12 protein-coding genes and 1 pseudogene are annotated in these 22281 nt (G+C 40.0%); 11 read left to right on the plus strand and 2 right to left on the minus strand.

The window, feature by feature from the left end; translation table 11 throughout:
• From V7L07_RS16810 to V7L07_RS16855, 10 genes are all read left to right on the plus strand, one after another.
• The coding region (locus V7L07_RS16810) for a KR domain-containing protein (RefSeq protein ID WP_335059650.1) at positions 1 to 960 on the plus strand (960 nt) is incomplete at its 5' end.
• Complete coding sequence (locus V7L07_RS16815) at positions 953 to 5632, plus strand: type I polyketide synthase (RefSeq protein ID WP_335059652.1); 4680 nt, start codon at positions 953 to 955, stop codon at positions 5630 to 5632. The genes V7L07_RS16810 and V7L07_RS16815, both read left to right, overlap by 8 nt.
• Positions 5633 to 5759: 127 nt before the next feature.
• Positions 5760 to 6527 carry a class I SAM-dependent DNA methyltransferase gene (locus V7L07_RS16820; protein ID WP_335059654.1) on the plus strand — a complete coding sequence of 256 codons (768 nt, stop codon included), beginning with the start codon at positions 5760 to 5762 and terminating at the stop codon, positions 6525 to 6527.
• Between the two features lie 218 nt (positions 6528 to 6745).
• A complete protein-coding gene (locus V7L07_RS16825) occupies positions 6746 to 10843 on the plus strand; it encodes a non-ribosomal peptide synthetase (RefSeq protein ID WP_335059656.1) in 4098 nt (1365 codons plus the stop codon).
• An 18-nt stretch (positions 10844 to 10861) separates the two neighbouring features.
• Positions 10862 to 12238 carry a cytochrome P450 gene (locus tag V7L07_RS16830; protein ID WP_335059658.1) on the plus strand — a complete coding sequence of 459 codons (1377 nt, stop codon included), beginning with the start codon at positions 10862 to 10864 and terminating at the stop codon, positions 12236 to 12238.
• A gap of 33 nt (positions 12239 to 12271) precedes the next feature.
• Positions 12272 to 13675 carry a cytochrome P450 gene (locus tag V7L07_RS16835; protein WP_335059660.1) on the plus strand — a complete coding sequence of 468 codons (1404 nt, stop codon included), beginning with the start codon at positions 12272 to 12274 and terminating at the stop codon, positions 13673 to 13675.
• Positions 13676 to 13804: 129 nt separating this feature from the next.
• The gene (locus V7L07_RS16840) at positions 13805 to 14851 is read left to right on the plus strand and encodes a sucrase ferredoxin (protein ID WP_335059662.1); all 1047 of its coding nucleotides are present in this window, start codon (positions 13805 to 13807) and stop codon (positions 14849 to 14851) included.
• A gap of 10 nt (positions 14852 to 14861) precedes the next feature.
• Complete coding sequence (locus tag V7L07_RS16845; protein ID WP_335059664.1) at positions 14862 to 16247, plus strand: MATE family efflux transporter; 1386 nt, start codon at positions 14862 to 14864, stop codon at positions 16245 to 16247.
• Between the two features lie 75 nt (positions 16248 to 16322).
• The gene (locus V7L07_RS16850; RefSeq protein ID WP_335059666.1) at positions 16323 to 17204 is read left to right on the plus strand and encodes an SDR family oxidoreductase; all 882 of its coding nucleotides are present in this window, start codon (positions 16323 to 16325) and stop codon (positions 17202 to 17204) included.
• A 102-nt stretch (positions 17205 to 17306) separates the two neighbouring features.
• On the plus strand, positions 17307 to 18359 hold the full coding sequence (locus V7L07_RS16855) for a methyltransferase (RefSeq protein ID WP_335059668.1): 1053 nt from the start codon (positions 17307 to 17309) through the stop codon (positions 18357 to 18359).
• A 315-nt stretch (positions 18360 to 18674) separates the two neighbouring features.
• On the opposite strand, the gene cydB is transcribed toward V7L07_RS16855, so the two are convergent.
• Both cydB and V7L07_RS16865 read right to left on the minus strand, forming a co-directional pair.
• Positions 18675 to 19688 carry a cytochrome d ubiquinol oxidase subunit II gene (gene cydB, locus V7L07_RS16860; RefSeq protein WP_335059671.1) on the minus strand — a complete coding sequence of 338 codons (1014 nt, stop codon included), beginning with the start codon at positions 19686 to 19688 and terminating at the stop codon, positions 18675 to 18677.
• A 182-nt stretch (positions 19689 to 19870) separates the two neighbouring features.
• Positions 19871 to 21313 (minus strand): cytochrome ubiquinol oxidase subunit I, encoded by a 1443-nt coding sequence (locus V7L07_RS16865; RefSeq protein WP_335059673.1) that lies wholly within the window; start codon positions 21311 to 21313, stop codon positions 19871 to 19873.
• A 583-nt stretch (positions 21314 to 21896) separates the two neighbouring features.
• Between V7L07_RS16865 and V7L07_RS16870 the strand changes: the two are divergent.
• Positions 21897 to 22181: pseudogene (locus tag V7L07_RS16870) on the plus strand (TonB-dependent receptor plug domain-containing protein); the annotation flags it as partial.
• Between the last annotated feature and the right edge of the window lie 100 nt (positions 22182 to 22281).

Consider the following 22281-nt stretch of genomic DNA (forward strand, 5'->3'; position numbering starts at 1 on the left):
ACAGAACAAATGCGAAGTGCTGTTTTTCAGGCTCAACAGCACTTTGGTCAACTCAATGGTGTTATTCACGCTGCGGGAGTTCCTGGAGGCGGTGTGATTCAGCGAAAAACTCAAGCAGAAGCAGAAAGTATTCTGGCTCCCAAAGTCAAGGGGACAATAGTTATTGATGCAATTGTCAAAGATATTCAGTTAGATTTCTTTGTGTTGGCATCATCAATGAATTCAATCTTAGGAGGATTTGGACAGGTAGATTATTGTGGAGCAAATGCTTTTCTTGATGCTTTCGCTCACTCTAATGCTTTAAAAAAAGGTAGATTTACTACAAGTGTCAACTGGGATACTTGGCAAGAAGTTGGCATGGCGGTAAACACACAGGTGTCTCAACAACTTCAAGAATTGCGAACAGAAAATCTTCAGCAAGGTATATTACCGAATGAAGGTGTAGATGCATTTCTACGTATTTTAGGAAGTACAATGCCTCAAGTTGTAGTATCTACTTCTGATTTATTCCATTCCCTAAAACAGCATAGTTCTTACAACGAAACACAAGTTCTCGATTTTTTAGAAACTGCCAATCTATCCAAGTCAAAATATCCTCGACCAGAATTAAGTAATGATTATGTTGCTCCTCGAAATGAAATTGAGCAAAAGCTTGCCGATATCTGGCAACCAATCCTGGGAATTAAAGAGGTAGGTCTGTATGACAATTTCTTTGAATTAGGAGGAGATTCACTACTAATAATTCAGGTTCGCAGTCAAATTAGAAAAATATTAAATAAAAATATCTCAACTGCTTGCCTATTTGAATATTCAACTATAAGTGCCTTAGCAGAATATATCGGTGGAAAACAGCTTGAAGAACCAATATTTCAGAAAGCTGATGAACGTGCTAGCAAAAAAGAAGCGGCTATGCAAGAAAAAAGACAATTAATGAAACAAAGGAGGAAGGCAGATGGATAACCAACAAATCGATGATCCCATCAAAGGCATAGCCGTAATCGGTATGGTTGGTCGTTTTCCAGGAGCCAAAGGTGTTGATGAATTTTGGCAGCATTTGTGCAATGGGCAGGAGAGCATTTCTTTCTTCAATGATGAAGAATTAGAAGCTTCAGGCGTAGACTCAGCTACACTGAGTAATCCTCAATATGTCAAAGCTGGTGGTACTCTCTCAGACATTGAAATGTTTGACGCTCCTTTCTTCGATTTCTCACCCAAGGAAGCCGAAATCATCGATCCGCAACACCGTATTCTCCTTGAATGTGCTTGGGAAGCGTTAGAAACTGCTGGCTATGCTCCTGGATCTGAGAAAGAGTTAACTGGTGTTTACGTAGGAAATTTTATAAACGACTACTGGCTTAGTAGACTAAGTGTCAGCCCTGAGATCATCGAATCAATGGGTGCATTAATTGAATTGAACAATAGTCATCATTACCCAGCTACAAGAATTTCATATAAGTTAAATCTAAAAGGGCCGAGTATTAACATTAGTACGGCTTGCTCCACATCATTGGTAGCTATTCACTTAGCCTGCCAAGGATTGCTGAACTATGAGTGCGATCTAGCTCTGGCAGGTGGTATTTCAATACAGTCTATACAAAAGAAAGGTTATTTCTATCAAGAAGGGGGGATGAGTTCTCCCGATGGTCACTGTCGCGCCTTTGATGCTAAAGCAAATGGAACTATTTTCAGTGACGGGGTAGGCATTGTCGTACTGAAGAGATTAGAGGATGCTTTGGCAGATGGAGACTGCATTCATGCAGTGATTAAAGGTTCAGCTATTAATAATGATGGAGCAGCTAAGGTAGGTTATACAGCGCCTAGCGTGGGTGGTCAAGCTTCAGTAATAGCTGAGGCTCAGGCGATCGCTGGATTTAATCCGGAGACGATTACCTATATCGAAACACATGGAACCGGCACAAGCTTGGGAGATCCGATTGAAATTAGCGCCCTCAAGAAGGTGTTTGAAGCCCGTACCAAAAATAATGGATTCTGTGCGATTGGCTCGGTAAAGCCCAATGTTGGACATCCAAATATAGCTGCTGGCGTGACTAGTTTAATAAAAACGGTCATGGCTGTTAAACACGGTTTAATTCCTCCCAGCTTACACTTTGAACATCCTAATCCTGAGATAGATTTTGCCAATAGTCCCTTTTACGTCAATACCAAATTATCAGAGTGGAAAACTAACGGTACACCACGTCGAGCAGGTGTAAGTTCTTTTGGCATTGGCGGGACTAATGCCCATGTTCTTTTGGAAGAAGCTCCAGTGATTGAGGCTTCCAGTCCCTCGCGTCCTTGGCAATTGCTTCTACTGTCAGCTAAAACTAGTACAGCCCTGGAAACTGTGACAACACAGCTGTGTACTCACTTGGAGCAAAATCCTGATATTTTCCTACCTGATGTAGCTCATACCCTACAAGTAGGCCGTCGGGCTTTTGACTATCGCCGCATAGTCGTTTGCCATGACCAAGAAGATGCAGTAGAATTACTTGATAAGCAAGATCCACTACGTGTTTTTAGTCACCACCGCAAGCCAGGTCATTGTCCAGTCATCTTCATGTTTTCAGGACAAGGGACGCAATATGCAAACATGGCTCAGGAACTATATGAAATCGAACCGACATTTCGTAGACACGTAGATAGTTGCGCTCTGATTTTGCAACCCCACCTCGGTCTTGATATCCGCTCCCTACTTTATCCCAACAAACAAGACACTGAGACTGCTGCAAAGCAACTACAACAAACAGCCCTGACACAACCAGCGTTATTTGTCATCGAGTACGCCCTAGCTCAGTTATTAATGTCATGGGGAATACAACCAGAAGCAATGATTGGTCACAGTATCGGGGAATATGTTGCCGCTACTGTTGCAGGTGTATTTTCCTTAGAAGATGCCCTATCGATTGTGGCAAAAAGGGGAGAGTTAATGCAACAAGTACCCACAGGAAGTATGCTGGCAATTAGGCTTCCAGAAAAAGATGTGCAGTTGCTATTGGAATCAGAGACGTTGGATAAAAATTCTCTCCAAATCGCAGCGATTAACAGTCCATCTTCCTGTGTTGTTTCTGGAACAAACGAGGCAGTTGCTACACTAAAAAATCAATTATCCTCTCAACAAGTTGAATGTCGGCTGTTGCATACATCTCATGCGTTCCATTCCCAAATGATGGAACCAATACTACAAGCATTTATTGAGCTTGTAAAAAAAGTCAAACTGAATCCACCACGGATTCGCTTTATTTCTAATGTCACTGGTACTTGGATTACAGATGCACAAGCCACAAATCCCGATTATTGGTGTCAACATTTGCGACAAACTGTGAGATTTTCAGATGGAATATCTTTACTGTTAAAGCAGTTTGAAGGTATTTTTCTGGAGGTGGGGCCAGGACGAACTTTAAGCACAATTACGACACAGCATTTAGAGAAAAATACCAAACAACAAGTATTAACTTCCTTACGCCATATTCAAGAACAACAATCTGATGTTAACTTTTTGTTGCAGACATTAGGTCGGTTGTGGCTTTTTGGTGTAGAGATTGACTGGTCGGGATTTTATACTCACGAGCAGCGTTATCGTCTACCTTTACCTACTTATCCTTTTGAGCGACAAAGATACTGGATTGATGCTAAATCCCCATCGCCTTCTTTAAAGAGTAAGTCAGTAAAATTAGATAATAAACAAGATATTGCCGACTGGTTTTATGTTCCTTCATGGAAACGCTCTTTGCTGCCTAATTCATCGTCTGATAAAATAGAATCCACACAAAATGAGTGGCTATTTTTTGTTGATGATTTGGGAGTTGGTGAAAAATTAATTAATGCCTTAAGCAATCAAGGTAAAAATATCATTACGGTTAAGCAGGGAGAGCAGTTTAGTAAACTAACTGATAGTGTTTATACAATTAATCCATATAGATATGAAGACTATGAAACTTTGTTTCAAGAATTAATTTTATTGGGTAAAATTCCCCAAAATATTGCTTATTTATGGAGCATCAACAAACCAGAAAATCGTCAATCTAGAAAATATTTAGAATTCAACAGTCTGCTGTTTTTAACGCAGAGTCTTAGTAAAATAAAAATTAGCGATGGGCTACGCCCCGCCGTAGGCGATCGCACTGCCCTTATAGACAATAACTTACAACTTTGGATTATATCGAACAATATTCAAGAGGTCAATGGTAATGAAAAACTAGACCCAGAAAAAGCAACAATATTAGGTTTATGTAAAGTTATTCCTCAAGAATACCCTAATATTACCTGTCGATGTATTGATATTGCCTTAACAAATCGCCAAGATTCTGAGGATAGAGAGGGAAATTATAACAGTAATATTATTGACCAACTTTTAAGCGAGTTTACGGCTCTATCCTCAGACTTAATTGTTGCTTATCGTGATTTCTATCGCTGGATACAAATATTTGAACCACTTCGATTAGAGCCGGTAGTTGAAGAAAAAACGCCGTTAAGAAAACAGGGTGTTTACCTGTTTCCTAGTGGATTAGAAACTCTTGAAGTTATGCTTGCAGAATATTTAGCAAAATCTCTACAAGCACAACTCATATTTATCGAGGATTTAGATTTTCCAGAAAAAGATGATTTCTCGCAATGGCTCGAAACTCACACTGAAGAAGATGAAGTGAGTTACAAAATCCAAAAATTACTAGCATTAAAGGAATTAGGTGGAAAAGTTTTAGTGTTACGTTCAGATATAACTAACTATGAACAACTCCAGCAGAGTCTTGCACCTGAGAATATTGGTCAAATTCATGGGGTTATCTATTCAACTGGAATCAAGCGTGAAAATATATTTAGTTCGATTCCAGAAATTGGTAATATAGAATTGGAAAACCTATTTGACTCCCAACATCATCAGATTACTATATTAGAACAAGTATTACAGAAGAGAAAATTAGATTTTTGTGTCGTTTTTTCTTCTTTATCTTCCGTTTTAGGAGGATTTGGGTTAGGTTTATATTCAGCAGCTAATAATTTCATAGATACCTTTACTAACCAACACAACCGGACTCACTCTTTACCGTGGTACACTCTAAATTGGGACAAATTACAATTCAATACGACCCAAGAACAAAAAGCACTGGGAGAAGTATCTGGGATAGAAATAGCCATTACTGCAACAGAAATTGTAGAAGTATTTAAACGAATATTTTCTCTAGATAAAGCAACTCAGGTTGTTGTTTCCACGGTAGATTTAAAAGCTAGGTGCGATCGCACATTTGACCTCGACTCTCTACCAAATTCAAAATCTTCCTCTCAAATAGACTCATCCTCGCGCTACTCTCGACCTAACCTTAATAATTCATATCTTGCCCCGACAAATGAGTTGGAAAAACAAATTACGGAAATATGGGAAGAGGTTCTTGGAGTTGGAGAAATTGGTATTTACGATAACTTTTATGAGTTAGGAGGAGACTCCCTTATTGCAACTCAACTAATTTCTCGATTGCGAGAAAGATTTCCTGTAGAATTGCCACTGCGCGACCTTTTATTAGAAGCAATAATACCAGTCAAACAGGCAGAAATGATTGAGCAACTTCTGTTAGAAAAAATCGAAGAGTTATCTGAGGAAGAGGTAGAAGCGCTTTTGGCTAATCGCGCAGATGATTGACCTCTAGAGACTTCAAAAGGTGAGGCACTCCTCGAATTATTATGATCTTGTATATGAGTTGCTTTTCTTCTCACTTTTGCAAATAAATTGATTTGAAACCCTTATTTAAAAATAGGAATAATAGTTTATGTCTTTAGCAATTAATCCTCTTATGTCTTTAGCCAGCAATCCTCCAAATTATGAGCCGATTGCTCGCTTACAGAACGAATTCAAGAATAAAGATGAATTTATAGTAGAGGGTGTAATACCTTTTTTAGAGCAAATACTTTTTCCATCTATCTCTAAAGAAGCGCGTATTCTCGACCTTGGTTGCGGTTGTGGACATTTAGCGCAGCAGCTTCAGCTTCAGGGGTATCAAATGACTGGAATTGATGCATCTGAAGGACTATTGCGCTATGCCCGAATAAACGCACCTGAAAGTGAATTTATCCTTGGTGATATACGCAAGTTTGAGTTGCCATCCACCTTCAATGCTATTATTTCAATCGATGTTTTCCTTTTCATCCTCAATTATGAAGACTTGACAGCTATCTTCCGAAATGTATATGCAGCACTAGAGGATAATGGTCTGTTCGTATTCTCGATACCGTTAATAGAATTGATGCATAGGCAGACTGAAGAGGGTTCTTTCAATCATATCTATGTCAATGATGAATGCGCTTTTCTTGAGTTATTTTACTATAAACCGGAAGAAAAGATGTGGGAAATAAAAGTCACCGGATTTGAATTAGTAGAGAAAACTTGGAAGCGTTCAGACACTACTTGGCTGAGAAAAGATCACTTATTCACAGATGTCCAATCGGCTTTAGAAAATGTGGGCTTCACAGAAATTAGTCATCTTGATGCTGGTGGATTAGGAGGTAGTGCTTGCTTTGTTTGTCGGAAACATGTCTAGCACGATAGTAAAATGGCAAAGTTTTTGGTCTTTGCTGAGGTTTCCTGCTCAACAATAAGCTTACGGTAAAGAAAATATTAATAACACTTCGAGCCTTATTCAGTATGGTTTTTAACCTCTAGGTAATTCAGTACTTTAATTTCTGAAAGCTTTATCATGATAGATTTTCAGTGAGTTTACAAATCAGATGTTAGTGACTCTTTAGATAACTTTTAACAATGCATAAACAACACTCTAATTTATCACCTGCGAAAAAAGCTCTTCTAGAAAAATGGAAGGGAGGAAAATTTAAAGCTGATACTATTCCTAAATGTCAAATCTCTGAGAATATCCCATTATCTTTCTCCCAACAAAGACTATGGTTTATTGACCAACTTTATCATGGAAGTTCGTTCTACAATATTCCCATCGCTTTTCATATTCAAGGAAAGCTAAGTATTAGAGTACTTCAGCAAAGTCTGAATGAAATTCTTAAGCGTCATGAAGTTTGGCGCACAACTTTTATGGTTGTAAATGGAGAGCCAGTACAAGAGATTGCACCCCAATTAACTTGGGATTTACCCATTATTAATCTTGAGCATTTGTCTGGTAAAGATTGGGAATCTGAGGTAAAACAACTTGTAGCAGAGTCAGCAAAAAAACCTTTTAATTTAGCTAAAGAACTTTTAGTCAGAGCAACTTTACTGCGCTTGAGTGAAGAAGAACACATTTTGCTTGTGACGATGCACCACATTATCACGGATGGATGGTCTTGTGGTGTGTTCCTGCGCGAGTTGTCAAGGCTATACGCTGCTTTCTTTTCAAATCAACCTTCCCCCTTACCCGAACTCCCCATTCAGTATGCAGATTTTACCATTTGGCAACACGATCGCATCCAAGGTGAATTCCTCGCAACCCAATTAAATTATTGGAAGCAACAACTCAAGGGTGAGTTACCTGTACTACAATTACCCACAGACCGTCCGCGACCTAATGTTACTACTTTCACTGGTGCCAAGCAATACTTTACATTATCGAAAGCTCTGACTGATGCATTGAGACAATTAAGCCAGCAAGCAGACGCTACTTTATTTATGAGTTTGCTGGCGGCATTTAACATATTATTATATCGCTATACAGACCAAGAAGACATTTTAATTGGTTCTCCAATTGCCAACCGAAACCGAGCCGAATTAGAAGGAATGTTGGGTTTATTTGTTAACACTTTGGTGTTACGTAATAATCTCAGTGGAAATCCTAGCTTTCGGGAACTTTTACATCGAGTACGTGAGGTAACTCTCGATGCTTATGCACATCAAGATTTGCCTTTCGAGATGCTTGTAGAAGAATTGCAACCCGAACGAGACTTAAGTCGTAATCCACTTTATGAAGTCATGTTTGTCTTGCAAAACAGTCCAGTGTCAGTGCAGGAAGTTTCTGGTTTAACCTTGCGTACTTTAGAGTTTGATAGCGGTACAGCCCAACTAGATATTTTCCTATCCATGTCTGAATCCCAAGAGGGATTAACAGGGTGTTTAGAGTACAATACAGATATTTTTGATTCCCCAAAAATTACCCAATTTATCAACAACTTCCAGACTTTATTAGAAAATATCATTACTAATCCAGACCAGCGCCTTAGTGAGTTATCCTTAATAACTACTTATGAGCAAGAGCAACTATTATTTAAGTTTAATCAAACTCTTGCAAATTATCCTCAAGATGCATTTATGCATCAATTATTTGAGCAACAGGTTCAACTCACACCTGACTCTTTAGCATTAATTCATCAGTCTGAAGAACTGACTTATCGTCAACTTAACCACAGAGTTAATCAGCTTGCACATTATTTACAAAAACAGGGTGTAACAAAAGAAACGCTAGTTGCTCTATGTCTGGAACGTTCTCTAGATATGGTGGTGGGAATTTTAGCTATTCTCAAAGCTGGCGGTGCATATATTCCACTCGATCCAAGTTATCCAGTTGAGCGTTTAAATTTTATGCTCTCTGATTCTCAAGCATCGGTGTTAATTAGTCAACAGGAGATATTAGAAAAACTCTCATTATCTTCAGCTAAAACTGTTTGCTTGGATATCCACAAAAACGAAATTTCTCAAGAAAGTTCTGAAAATCCTATTAACATCTCTTTATCTGATAATCTCGCCTATGTTATCTATACTTCTGGCTCAACTGGAACTCCTAAAGGCGTTCTTGGCACACATCGCGGTACAATAAACGGCTTACACTGGTTATGGAAAACCTATCCTTTTACCGAAGGAGAAGTTTGTTGTCAGAAAACAGCTATTAGCTTTGTAGATTCTATTTGGGAAATTTTTGCTCCTTTACTTAAAGGAATTCCGACAGTAATTATCAAGAATGAAACTCTACTAGACCCGCAGCTATTTCTAGAAGCTTTAGTACATCACAAAGTTACCCGTATTATACTTGTACCTTCACTACTGCGCTTACTTCTAGATAATTATCATCATCTGATTAAGAAATTATCCCAACTGAAACTTTGGATAACTAGCGGAGAAGCACTATCTGTTAAGTTAGCTCAAACTTTCCAAGAATTGATACCATTTGCCAAACTAATTAACCTTTACGGCTCATCGGAAGTTTCCGCCAATGCCACTTATTATGATACGAGTTTATTGCCAGAACAAGCAAGCAGTGTCTCCATCGGTCGTCCTATCGATAATACTCAGGTTTATGTTTTGAATCGCAATTTACAACCAACACCTCTAGGAGTTATCGGTGAACTTTATATCGGTGGTGACGGATTAGCGAGGGGATATTTGCATCGTTCAGAATTAACTCAAGAAAGATTTATTGATAATCCCTTTATTCCCGGAACTAAACTTTACAAAACAGGCGATTTAGTCCGATATCTCAAAGATGGTAATCTTGAATATTTGGGTCGTTATGATGAACAAGTAAAAATCCGAGGATTCCGAGTAGAATTGGGTGAAATTGCAACTATTATTGCCCAACATCCAGATGTGCAAGAGTCTGTTGTAATTGCTAGCGATGATGCTCAACAAAATCAGCGTTTGATTGCATATATTGTCACAGATAAACAGGATATAGCTGTAGAAATCTTGCCCGATTTGCAACAGAAATTGCCTGATTACATGCTACCATCTAGTTTTTTTGTCGTGGATGCGCTCCCACTGACACCTAATGGCAAAGTAGATAAGCGCTCTTTGACAACCGATGAAGTTATTCGACCAAATACTAATCAACTCTTCCTTGCTCCTCGTAATTTTACAGAATTATCATTAGTAAAACTTTGGGAAAATCTCCTAAATACTAACCCTATTGGGGTGAAAGATAACTTCTTTGACTTGGGTGGTCACTCATTTTTAGCTGTGCGCTTAATGGCTCAAATTCAGGACAACTTTGGGCATAATCTTACCCTATCTACTCTTTTTGAAAACCCAACAATTGAAAAATTAGCGATTATTGTTAATCAGCCATACCGTCATAGTTCTAATTCTCCTTTAGTAGCAATTAACTCTTCTGGTGACAAGATACCTTTCTTCTGTATGCATGGCGCTGGCGGAGGTATTAATAACTACTTTAAATTGTCTAGAAGGCTTGGTGAGGACTATCCATTTTATGCCTTGGAACATACTCTAGAACAAGAACTGCCTGAAATAATTTCAGTCGAGGAGACAGCAACTCGCTACCTCCAAGAAATTCGTCAAGTACAACCAAATGGCCCTTATTTTTTAGGTGGTCATTGTTACGGCGGTGTAATTGCTTTTGAAATGGCGCAGCAATTGCAAAAGCAAGGTCAAACAGTAGGTTTATTAGTTCTTATCGATACTATACAACCAGAAACACGTATTGAATCTACCAAAGATGATGATGCAAAATTCTTACTCCGCATGGCAGAATCAATAAAAATCAATAATAATATAGATTTTTCAATTCCTTTTGAGGAACTTCGAGTTTTACCACTAAATGAGCAATTTCATTTAGTAAATAAAAAAGCAAACTTTATCTTTAGCGATACAGAGGTTGAAGATTTTCTCAATTATTACAAACTTTTCCGAGCGCATGTCCAAGCCATGCGAGATTATATTCCCCAGCTTTATCCTCAACCCATAACTCTATTTCGAGCTAAGGAGGAGATTATTCATGACTTTGACAATCGAGAATGGAGTACTGATGACCCCTTACTAGGCTGGGGTAAATATTCTAGTCAACCTATTCAAGTAATTGAAGTTCCTGGCGATCATTTCTCGATTTTCGTTGAACCTCATATTCAAGAATTAACTAAACATCTGAGAATTTGTATCGATAATTCTGTAAACAATATCAATCAATAATGGGAGTAAAAGAGACTCATGAAACTACCCCCAGGACCGAAAACACCGTTATGGTTGTTAAATCTGCAATTCGAGGCTGACCCTTTTGGTTACATGGATGCTCAGGGCAAACGTTATGGTGATATCGTCACTGTAATGTCTGGTTCTACACCAATTATTTATGTCAGCAATCCCTTAGGAATAAAGGAGATTTTCACAAATACTAAAGAAATTGCAGCTAGAGGTGCATTAAACCAAAATTTCGCCTTAGGAACAGGAAATCAAGGAGTTCTTCAACTAGATGGCTTAGTTCACAAAAATAGACGCAAGCTCTTAATGCAATCTTTTCACGGAGCGCGAATGCAAGCTTGTGGGCGACGTATTTGTGAACTCACAGAAAAGATTATGAGTAAACAGGTCATTGGAAAACCTTTTGTTGCATACCCAATAATTGAAGATATCACCTTACGAGTGGGTATAGAAGTTGTAATGGGTTTGCATAAAGGAGAGCGCTATGAGAATATTAAACATTTATTTGTGTCTACACTCCGAATAGGACAGTCTCCTATAGATAAGATTCTTGGGAATATTTTTGGACAACGGGATTTAGGTCGATGGAGTCCACAAGGGTATCGCCTTTACCTGAGGGAAAAACTTTTTCAATTGCTATTGGCTGAGGTTGAAGAACGACGATCACAACTAGATTCTTCACGCTCTGATATGCTTTCCGATCTGATATTTGCTGAAGATGAAACAGGTCAACCATTGAGCAATGAAGAAGTGCGCGACCTCTTATTATCGCCTATATTTGCAGCTGGTGATGCTTCTGGAACTGCGATCGCTTGGTCTTTATATTGGATTCACCGTTTACCTAATGTTCGCTCCCGCCTCCTATCAGAACTCGACAGCCTTGGTGAAAATCCAGACCCGATGAGTATTGTCGCACTACCCTACCTAAGTGCCGTTTGTAACGAAGCTTTGCGAATTTACCCAACTCAGTTGTTTGCATTTCCCAGGTTGGTAGAATCGACGGTTGAGGTCATGGGTTACGAGTTGAATCCCGGTACAGTACTGATTGCTAATATTTATTCGACACATCAACGTGAAGATTTATACCCGGCTCGAAAAGAATTTCAGCCAGAGCGCTTTTTAGAAAAACAATTTTCTCCCTACGAATTTTTACCTTTTGGCGGTGGTTCTCGTGTCTGTATTGGCGGGACTTTTGCCTTATTTGAAATGAAACTTATATTAGCAACTATTCTTTCACGTTATCAATTGGAGCTAGTTAGTAAGCGTCCAGAACGTCCCAAATTTGGAGGTCTGATTTGTTACCCGTCTAGTGGCGTGAGGATGGTTATGTGCGATCGCCGTCAACATCAAGGACAGTCGCAGACATTCGTTGTCGGTTCAGTTTAATAGCGATATTTTAACATTTACCTAAAAATACTAATGAAACTACCAGATGGACCAAAAACTTCTCCTCAATTGCTGAATCGTCAATTTAAGACCGATCCCCTTGGCTTCATGGATGCTATGAGCGATCGCTATGGTGATATTTTCACTATTATGGCTGATTCTACACCTTTAGTTATCGTCAGTAACCCACAGGCGATAAAACAGATTTTTACCAGCGCCAAAGAGATTAAAGCTTCTGGTCAGTTGAACCAAGGCGGTGCGGCTTTAGTGGGAAACAATGGGTTACTTATGCTTGATGGCTTGCGCCACAAGCATCGCCGTCAGTTGTTGATGCCTCCCATGCATGGGAATCGGGTACAGCTATACGGGCAGCGTATTTGTCAAGTGACAGAGAAAATTATGAATAATCTGGCGCGAGGCCAAACTTTTGTTACCTACCCGACTGTGCAAAAAATTACCCTAGAGGTAATACTGCAAGCTTTGTTTGGTTTATCTGAGGGAGAGCGTTATGAACAATTTCGGCAACTACTTTCCAAGTTACTAAGTTTTGCTCGGTCTCGCTGGCTGGGGTTATCTCTGTCCTATCCCTTTCTGCGAAAAGATTTAGGTCGTTGGACTCCTTGGGGATATTGGCTTCATCTCCAACAACAGTTTGATAAACTACTCTATGCTGAAATTGCACAAAGGCGATCGCAAGTAGATCCGACTCGCACCGATGTCCTCTCGGAACTACTCTTTGCCCGTGATGAAACAGGTCAACCAATGACCGATGAGGATATACGGGATTTATTCCCATCATTACTACTGGGTGGTCAGGATGCGTCAGCCACGGCCATAACTTGGTCATTGTACTGGGTTCACCGTTCAAAAGATGTTCGCGATCGATTGCTAGCAGAACTTGATACTCTTGGGCAATCCCCAGATCCTATGGCTATTGCTGCGCTACCCTATCTTAGTGCTGTCTGTAATGAAGCACTACGAATTTATCCAACTCAGGTAGTCACATTTCCACGCCTCGTAGAATCAACAATTGAGGTGATGGGCTATGAATTGAGTCCAGATACAGTCACTAGAGGCTGTATCTATCTGACACATCAGCGTGAGGACTTATACCCACAACCGAAGGAATTCAAACCAGAACGATTTCTGGAACGACAATACTCTCCCTACGAATTTCTCCCATTTGGGGGTGGCGCTCGTCGCTGTCCAGGTGAAGTGTTAGCACTTTTTGAAATGAAGCTAGTCTTAGCAACAATTCTCTGTCGCTATCAACTAGCACTAGCCGATGAAGAAAGAGTAGAAAACCCCAAGGCTATAGGTGTTAACTATCCCCCTGCTAGTGGCTTAAAAATGATTTTGCTTGGTGAACGTCCACGCTCAACCAAGCCACAGCAGTTCGTTGCTAAGAGGATGTTTGAAAAGTTTTCTTCTCGGTAACAAAACGTTCTAGATCCCCCTAAGTCCCCCTTAAAAAGGGGGACTTTGATTCCGGTTCCCCCCTTTTTAAGGGGGGCTAGGGGGGATCAGTTAGTGCCTAAAATCAGCTTTTTTTCAGGAGCGATTAAATTGCAAACTCAACAGACCGATCAACTACCCATCACAGATTGTCGTTTTTGCTCGTTGGTTTCCAAGGCTAACGGAGAAAACCCCATTGGTACAGCAGGTACTTGTGACTACTGGTTAATGATAGAAATTCCCCAACCTTGGCCGCAAGATATGTTTGAGGAAATTCCAACAATCAAAGCATTCATAGATTTTTTGGAAGAGGTGATGGTCAAGCATAGAATTAACATCAGACCAATACTAATTGCTCCCGATCGCGAGTACTCTCACCCAGGCTTTACCCGCGTGCTGTACTACTATCGTCCTGCCAAACTCTTTTCTCAGTTTGAGAAACAGGAGTTTGTTCTCCCAGAGGAACAAGCAATTACTTTAGTAACGGCAATATTGAAACAGTTGATACAACAGCCCAACAATTTATCAGAATTTCAGCAGTATCAGCAACAAACTAGTCACATTCGCGAACTGATGGTTTGCACACATGCTCAAGTTGATCTTGCTTGTGGCAGATTTGGGACTCCCTTGTATCGTCGGTTACGCAAGGAATATGCTCCTGCTGCCAACGGAAATTTAAGAGTATGGCAAACAACTCACTTTGGCGGTCATCAATTCGCCCCCACCTTAGTTGATTTACCCCAAGGATGCTTGTGGGGACATTTAGAACCTGAAACCCTTGATTTACTGGTAAATAGAAATGGTTCAGTTGCAGACTTGCATAAATTCTACCGAGGATGGACGGGTTTAACCAAATTTGAGCAAATTGCCGAGCGCGAAATCTGGACACAATTGGGTTGGACTTGGCTCGACTACTTGAAAACTGGCAAAGTACTTGCTATTGAAGAAGTTGCTCAAGGACAAGAGGTCGATTGGGCAAAAGTTCGTATTGATTTTGCTGCCCCAGATGGCAGCGTATCTGGTGCCTATGAAGCCAGAGTTGAAGCCAGTGGTGAGGTCATCAGCACACTTAACTCTGGAAAAGAAATGGAGTTGAAAGCGGTGAAGCAGTATTGCGTTAGCCGTTTGGTCAAAGTTGAGTCAACAGCATCAAGCTAAGAACCTAAAAATGACTTACCAAAAACAATCTCAAGTGACAAATGAGATCCTCCAAGGCAATCTCATTAAACTGATGTTCAAGTTATCAACTCCTGGTATTTTAGGAACGGTGCTACTAAGCTCAAGCACTTTTATTGATGCGTTATTTGCAGGAAGATTTATTGGTGAAACTGCTGTCGCTGGTATATCTATTGCTTTACCACTAACTTCTCTTATGGGTGGTTCTGCTTATTTAGTTGGAGTAGGTTCTGCTTCTGTTCTTAGTCGAGCTATTGGTTCTGGAGATATCAAAACTCAGTCAAAAATATTTGGCAACTTAATAGTAATGGGTGTTATTATCTCTTTTGCACTGACAATTCTTGCCTACAGTTTTGGTGAAAGATTAGTTGTATTCATGGGAGGAAGTGGTGAAGTTGCCTCGCTTGGAGCAGAATTTTTTAAGATTTATATGCTTGGTTCAGTGTTTTGTATCATAGCGGTTTCTGCTAACCATCTCATCAAATCTGAAGGTAAACTAAAATTATGTATGATATTTGCTGCTATTTTTCTCATCACTAATATTATCTTAAATACCATATTTATTAGTATCTTTCACTGGGAAATTCGGGGATTATCCCTAGCTACAGTTATTGCAATGTTTGTTTACTTTATTGTTATATTAACCTATTTTATTTCTGGGAAAAGTTCTATCCCAGTTCATCCAATAAAATTTGTTATAGCAAGAGATTTACTCCCCGATATTTTATCAGTAGGAATCTGTGAGCTACTGACTCCATTTATGACCTTAATTCAAAGTTTTCTAGTTTTCCAATCTATCTCTCATTATGGAACACAGAATGATATAGCTTTGTTCGGAGCTACACAGACATTAACTTTATTAGCATTCATTCCCTTAAATGGTTTTACGCAAGCCTTACAACCTGTGATAGGCATAAATTATGGAGCTAGAAATTACGATAGGCTAAAAAAAGCTTATCTAACTTTTATAATTGGTGTTATTGCTTTGTTAACATTATTTTGGCTGCCTCTACAATTATTTCCACAAACGTTTCTAGGCTGGCTGTTGCCAAACCTTACTTTTACTAATGATGATTTATTTCACTTTCGTATTTTTAATTTATTGATACCGTTAATGCCATTTATTTCCTATGGTGTGGTTCTCTTTCAATCTATAGGTAAAGGGAAAATAGTTGCTATAATAGTTATTCTAAGAAGTTTGATTTTATTTATTCCATCTGTGATAACATTATCAATGTTAATGGGTTTAAGTGGTATATATTATGGGATAATATTTACAGATGCCGTAATTATATTGATTGCACTTAAATTAACAGCAAAAGAGTTTAATTACTTTAGTAAAATACAAATAAAAAATACTATTACTTCAATTATATGAAAAAAAATAATTATATATTTTGAATTTTTATCTTACAGATAAATAAATGTCCTACCGATTATGAGGGTGACAAAAATGGTTCAGAGAGAAAAAGGTGCTGTTTTGATTACAGGAACATCCACAGGAGTAGGTCGAGCAGCAGCGATCTTACTTGAGAAACAAGGATATCAGGTCTTTGCTACGGTTCGTCAAGAGAAGGATGTTGAATCACTAAGACAGGAGTATAAATCTGGAAGTTTGACACCAATCTTAATGGATGTTACTAAAGCAGAAGAAATTAAATTTGCCGCAGACATTGTTTCAAAATCTGTTGGCGATCGCGGATTGGTTGGATTAGTGAACAATGCAGGTTTATTGGTGGACGGGCCTGTTGAGTATATTTCAATTGACGACCTGAGATGGCAATTTGAAGTTAATGTTTTCGGGCAAATAGCAGTTACACAGGCATTTTTACCATTAATCCGAAAAGCTAAAGGTCGGATAGTCAACATTGGCTCAGTCGGCAGTCAGATTTCTGCACCCTTTATCTCTGCGTTGTGTGCTTCCAAGTTTGCATTGGGGGCATTTACAGATTCTCTCAGAATGGAGTTAGAGCCTTGGGGAATTGAAGTTATTTTGGTTGAACCAGGCTCGATTGCTTCAGCAGCGCCGGATAAAGTTGAAGAAAGCTTTGAGAAAAATTTTGCCAATATGTCACCTGAAGCTAAAGCTATGTATGGTGATACCTACAAATTTTTTGTCGAGGGTTTGATTACATCAAATCGCACAGGAATGCCACCTGAACAAGTTGCAGGTGCAATTCTAGAGGCTCTAGAAGCTAGTAAACCCAAAACACGTTATTTCTTGTCTAAGGATCAGATATCTCTAGTGCTTAATTTGATACTGAAAAAATTAATTCCCGATCGGAGTTTTGATGCAATGATACTAAAAGGTTTGAAGTTAAAAAATCAGAATTGAAGCTACCTTTTTGTATTATATCCAACGGAATACTCGAAGCCAATGTAAATTCAATCGCAATGTTTTCATAATACCAACACTCAATAAATTTAAAGAAAAATTATGGTTTTATCAGACCACAAGCCTAGCACGTTTCAGTCTCCCTTGACTGTGCAACAATGGGTATACGCCTACTGGGTTTCACGATGTATTTACGTTGTTGCTAAACTTGGCATTGCTGATTTGCTGAAAGACGGTTCGCAACACTGCGATGCTTTAGCTGCTGCAACAAACACGCACAGTGATTCTCTTTATCGGGTGTTACGAGCTCTTGCTGCTCTCGGAATTTTTGCTGAGACACAACCGCGATGCTTTGAGCTTACTCTACTAGCAGATTGCTTGCAGACCAATGTTCCTAACTCTATACATAACCAGGCAATCATGCGGGGCGAGGAGTATTACTACAAATCCTGGGGAAATTTAATGTATAGCGTGCAGACAGGAAAAAGTGCCTTTGAAGATTTGTATGCTATGGATTTGTTTGAATACAACAAGCAAAATCCTGTAGCAGCCGAAATCTTCCATCAAGGTGTCGCTTCGATCGCTAAAGAGGTACATATTCCACAATTGTCGGCTTATGATTTTTCGTCAATTAGCAAGCTGGTTGACGTTGGTGGTGGCACAGGTAGCTTTCTTGCTGCTATTCTTGAAGCTAACCCTACCATGACAGGGGTATTGTTCGATCTCCCCGAAGTGATTGATAAGACCAAAAATTCACGTGAAACAGCATCAGTTGACGATCGCTGTCAACTGATAGGGGGCAGTTTTTTTGAGACTATCCCCGAAGGTGGAGATGCTTATTTACTTAAGCATGTTATTCATAATTGGGATGATGAGCAGGCGATCGCCATTCTTAAGTCCTGTTATCAAGCCATGAAACAACAAGGGCGATTGCTAGTCATAGAGTGCATAATATCTCCTGGAAATGAGTTTTCTTGGACTAAGTTTGGAGATGTTAATATGTTGGCCATGTGTTCTGGTGGAAAAGAGCGAACTGAAGCCCAATACAAAGACTTGTTTGAATCTTCAGGGTTTAAACTCAGCAAAGTTTGCCCAACAGAATGGGATTTCAGCATTATTGAAGGAGTTAAAATAGTTAACAATGGCGTTGTGTGACTTCAAGTAAAAGCTTGCCATTGCGGCAAACTTTTACTTGAATTTGGCTGTAGCAATTGGATACTTAAAAATTCAGATTTCAGGCGATCGCTTTATCATTCAATTTTTGGCTCAACACATTTTTGAACCATATTGTGGGCATTATTACCCTGATTTGACCGAAAGTTTAAAATTTAAGGGTTAAATTAGTGTGTCTTTCTCTGCATTTTTCACCAAGTCCAAAAATAAAACACTTACCCCAGAATTAGATGGGAAGAAACTACCATCTTGGACTTTGGACAAAGATCAACAATCATTTCTCAAATTTGGTATCACCTATTGTCCATAATGTGTGCCTGCCACTTTTCCCCGAAACACAATGTAATTGTAGATGTTGTAAAACAACATAATGGGAATAAGAAATCCAATGAAGATAATCATGAAGACTAATGCGCTAGGTGCTGCGGCTGCCTGATAAATGGTGATGCCTGGGGGGATAATATAGGGAAAGACAACTAATCCTAAGCCCACAAAGGTAAGTAGAAAAAGCAGCACTGTCCAAACGAGGGGAGTAGTTTCTGCTTTGCGGTTCAGGCTTTGAATCAATAACCAAATCAGCAGCACACCTAGCACTGGAATGACTGAAAATAGATACACTTCTGGCTGGTGAAATAACTTTGCCCTGGCATTTTCATAGACAACAGGAGTGGCGATGGTGATTAAGATTGCACCTAACAGCGTTGTCCAAGCAGCGATTTTTGCTGTGCGGTAATGGGATGTTTGCAGTTCTCCCTCAGTTTTTAAGATGAGATAGGTGGAGCCAATCAAGACATAACCCTGGATCAATGTCAAGGAAACTAAGAGCGATCGCCAATCGAGCCAGTCCCACATACTGCCGATAAAGTGACCCGATTCATCCACCGTAATGCCTTCCAAAATGCTGCCCAAAGCAAATCCTTGAAACATCGCCGCCATGAAACTACCGACTCCAAACGCCACATTCCAAAACACTTTGTTTGTAGAATGTTCTCGAAACTCAAAGGCTACAGCCCGAAAAATCAAGCCAAAGATCATCCCAAAAATGGGAATGTAGAGCGCATTCAGAATGGTGCTGTATGCGAGAGGAAATGCCCCAAACAACGCACCCCCCATCAACACCAACCAGGTTTCATTGGCATCCCAAATATTACCCAAACTCGTCATTAAGATGTCGCGTCGGTCGTCATTGGAACTGGTTAGCGATAGGATGCCTACGCCCAGATCAAACCCGTCTAACATGACGTAGAGAAATAAAAACAGAGCCAAAATGACAAACCAAACCTGCGCTAGAAAGTGTTCTAGATTCTCCATACAATTACCTATTGATTTACCATAGTCAACACTCAATACTCAGCACTCAGCACTCAATACTCAACACTCAGCACTCAATACTCAATACTCAGCACTCAATACTCAATACTCAATACTCAGCACTCAATACTCAGCACTCAGCACTCAGCACTCAGCACTCAGCACTCAGCACTCAATACTCCTCATTGCTCTGCTTCGACAGGACGTTGATCTGGAACAAATTCAGCCGGAGTAGTTTCTACGGCAGGTTGGGTGTCAATGCCTGGAACCGGAAGCTCTAGGTTGGGGCCTTGACGAATGATCCTACTACCAAAGAATAAGGCACAAATAAATAGGGCTGTATAAATTACAGCAAAAATTAGCAGAGATGTTAAGACCTCACTAGCAGGTAGGTGTGAAACGCCATCTGCCGTGCGAATTTGCCCGTAAACCACCCAAGGTTGCCGCCCAACACAACGCACAATCCAGCCTGATTCGACGGCAATGTAGCCCAGTGGAGCCGCCAAAATCCAGATTCGCAGTAGCCATTTCTGCCCGGCGATCGCTTCTGGTGAGAGCTTCCCCCGCAACCATTGAATTACACTGAGACTCATCAATCCAGCCAAGAAGAAGCCAATACCGCTCATGATGCGGAAGGAATAATAAATCAAACCCACCATGCGGGGGCGATCTTCAGGTTTCCAATGTTTCAGTCCGAGAACGGGTTTAGACAGGTTCTTTTTAAATTCTAAAATGTAGCCTAAGCCGTTGGGAATTGAGATTTCCCAGTCATTTTGCTCAGTTTGGTTATTGGGTAATGCCACCACACTCCAGGGCGCGGGTTGACCGGCTGGACTAGTTTCCCACTTAGCTTCCATCGCGGCTAGCTTGGTAGGCTGATAATCAGCTACCTGTTCAGCGCTGAGGTGTCCGATATAGATTTGCAATGGGGTGACAGCGATCGCAGTTGCTAAGACAATTTTGAGCGATCGCCCAAAGAAAGCCTGATGACGCTTGTTGAGAATATACCAGGCGCTAATTCCCCCAATCACAAACAGAGAAGTTTCCAGCGTCGCTAAAAACATGTGTGACACGCTGTTGAGCATGAAGGGATTTAAGATTGCCTGAAAGTAATCATCAACAACAAACTTCCCGTTCACCATTTCTCCGCCTGCTGGGGTTTGCAACCAAGAGTTTGCTGCTAAAATCCAGAAGGTAGATAGGTTTGCGCCAAAGGCAACCATAATTGTGGCGAAATAGTGAATCACTGGGTTTACTCGTTCCCAGCCAAACAACATAATGCCCAAAAATCCGGCTTCTAGCATGAATGCCATCGAAGCCTCAAAGCCTAAAATGCTGCCAAAAAAGTCACCCACTGCTTCAGAAAAAGGTGCCCAGTTCGTGCCAAATTGAAACTCCATCGGCAAACCGGATGCTACACCAATACCGAAGTTCAACACATATAACTTTGCCCAGAAACGAGCATGGTGATAGTAATCGGGATTGCGTGTTTTGAGCCACATTCCTTCGACGATGACCAGATAAATCCCCATTCCAGTGGTGAGAACAGGCCATAGCATGTGAAAGATCGCCGTCAGTGCAAACTGCATCCGCGATAGGGCAACGGTGTCCGATAGAAAATTCATGAACTAACCTCTGAATTCGTTTAAATCTTGAGTTGCACAGCATCTTTGGGTCATAGCCATCTGTGAGAGTTTAAGGAAAAGTATATTTTGTCAATCAGCTAAAATACTCAAAAGTTTTTAAATAAAAATGATAATCGTAGCAGAGGTGGTGGGAGGAGGCACTTTGCTGCAAAAGAGAATCAAGATTTAGGAGTAGTCAAAGCTCTACGAAAACCAGTCCCAAAGCTGAATCTATCCCGTTTTTTTGCATCTTCGCATTTCCTGGGCCACAACCAACCTCAAGAATCGATGCATCTGAGTCAAGTTGGACCTTTATCTTAAATTATCACGAATGCCCTCCCTCCTCCGTCGGTGCAAATATCCTGCACTTAGCTAAAGTTAACAAATATATTCTTCAAATAATGTATTTAATAAAGATTTATCTGGATATTCTTTAACTTTTCCCTAGATTTTTTAGTTTGACTAAATGTCATAAAAAAGAATGACAGTCTGTCTTTTGACATTTGTAAAAATCTCACCATAAATATAGACAGACTGCTTGATATTGCTTCTAGATGATCTTGGTTAAAGATAATTGCTAGCCCTTGAACTTACAGTTATTGACAAGCTACTCAATGAACCTGTGTTTTCACCCTTTCGCCGCGAAGGAACAGTGAAAGATTCCACCCATCCGGTGTATGTCATTACTGGCGAAGAAATGGAAGCACAGGCGGCGAGAACTGTCAGGGAAGCACTGCGATTTATTCCTGGTATTTTGGGTGGTGGTACAGTTGGCACAGAAGTAAATGCTTTAAGCGGTCAATTTATTCGCGGTTCTAATACTGGTCAAGTATTAATATTGTTGTATGGAAGACCAATTAATAATCTAGCAGAGATAAGCTATTCCACATTTAACTTGCAATAGTAATATTGCCCTTATTCTTAACTTTTCTTCCCCATTTAATAATTAACTCTCCTTGATTTAACAG

The sequence above is a fragment of the Nostoc sp. genome, from assembly GCF_036916985.1.
Lineage (GTDB): Bacteria > Cyanobacteriota > Cyanobacteriia > Cyanobacteriales > Nostocaceae > Nostoc.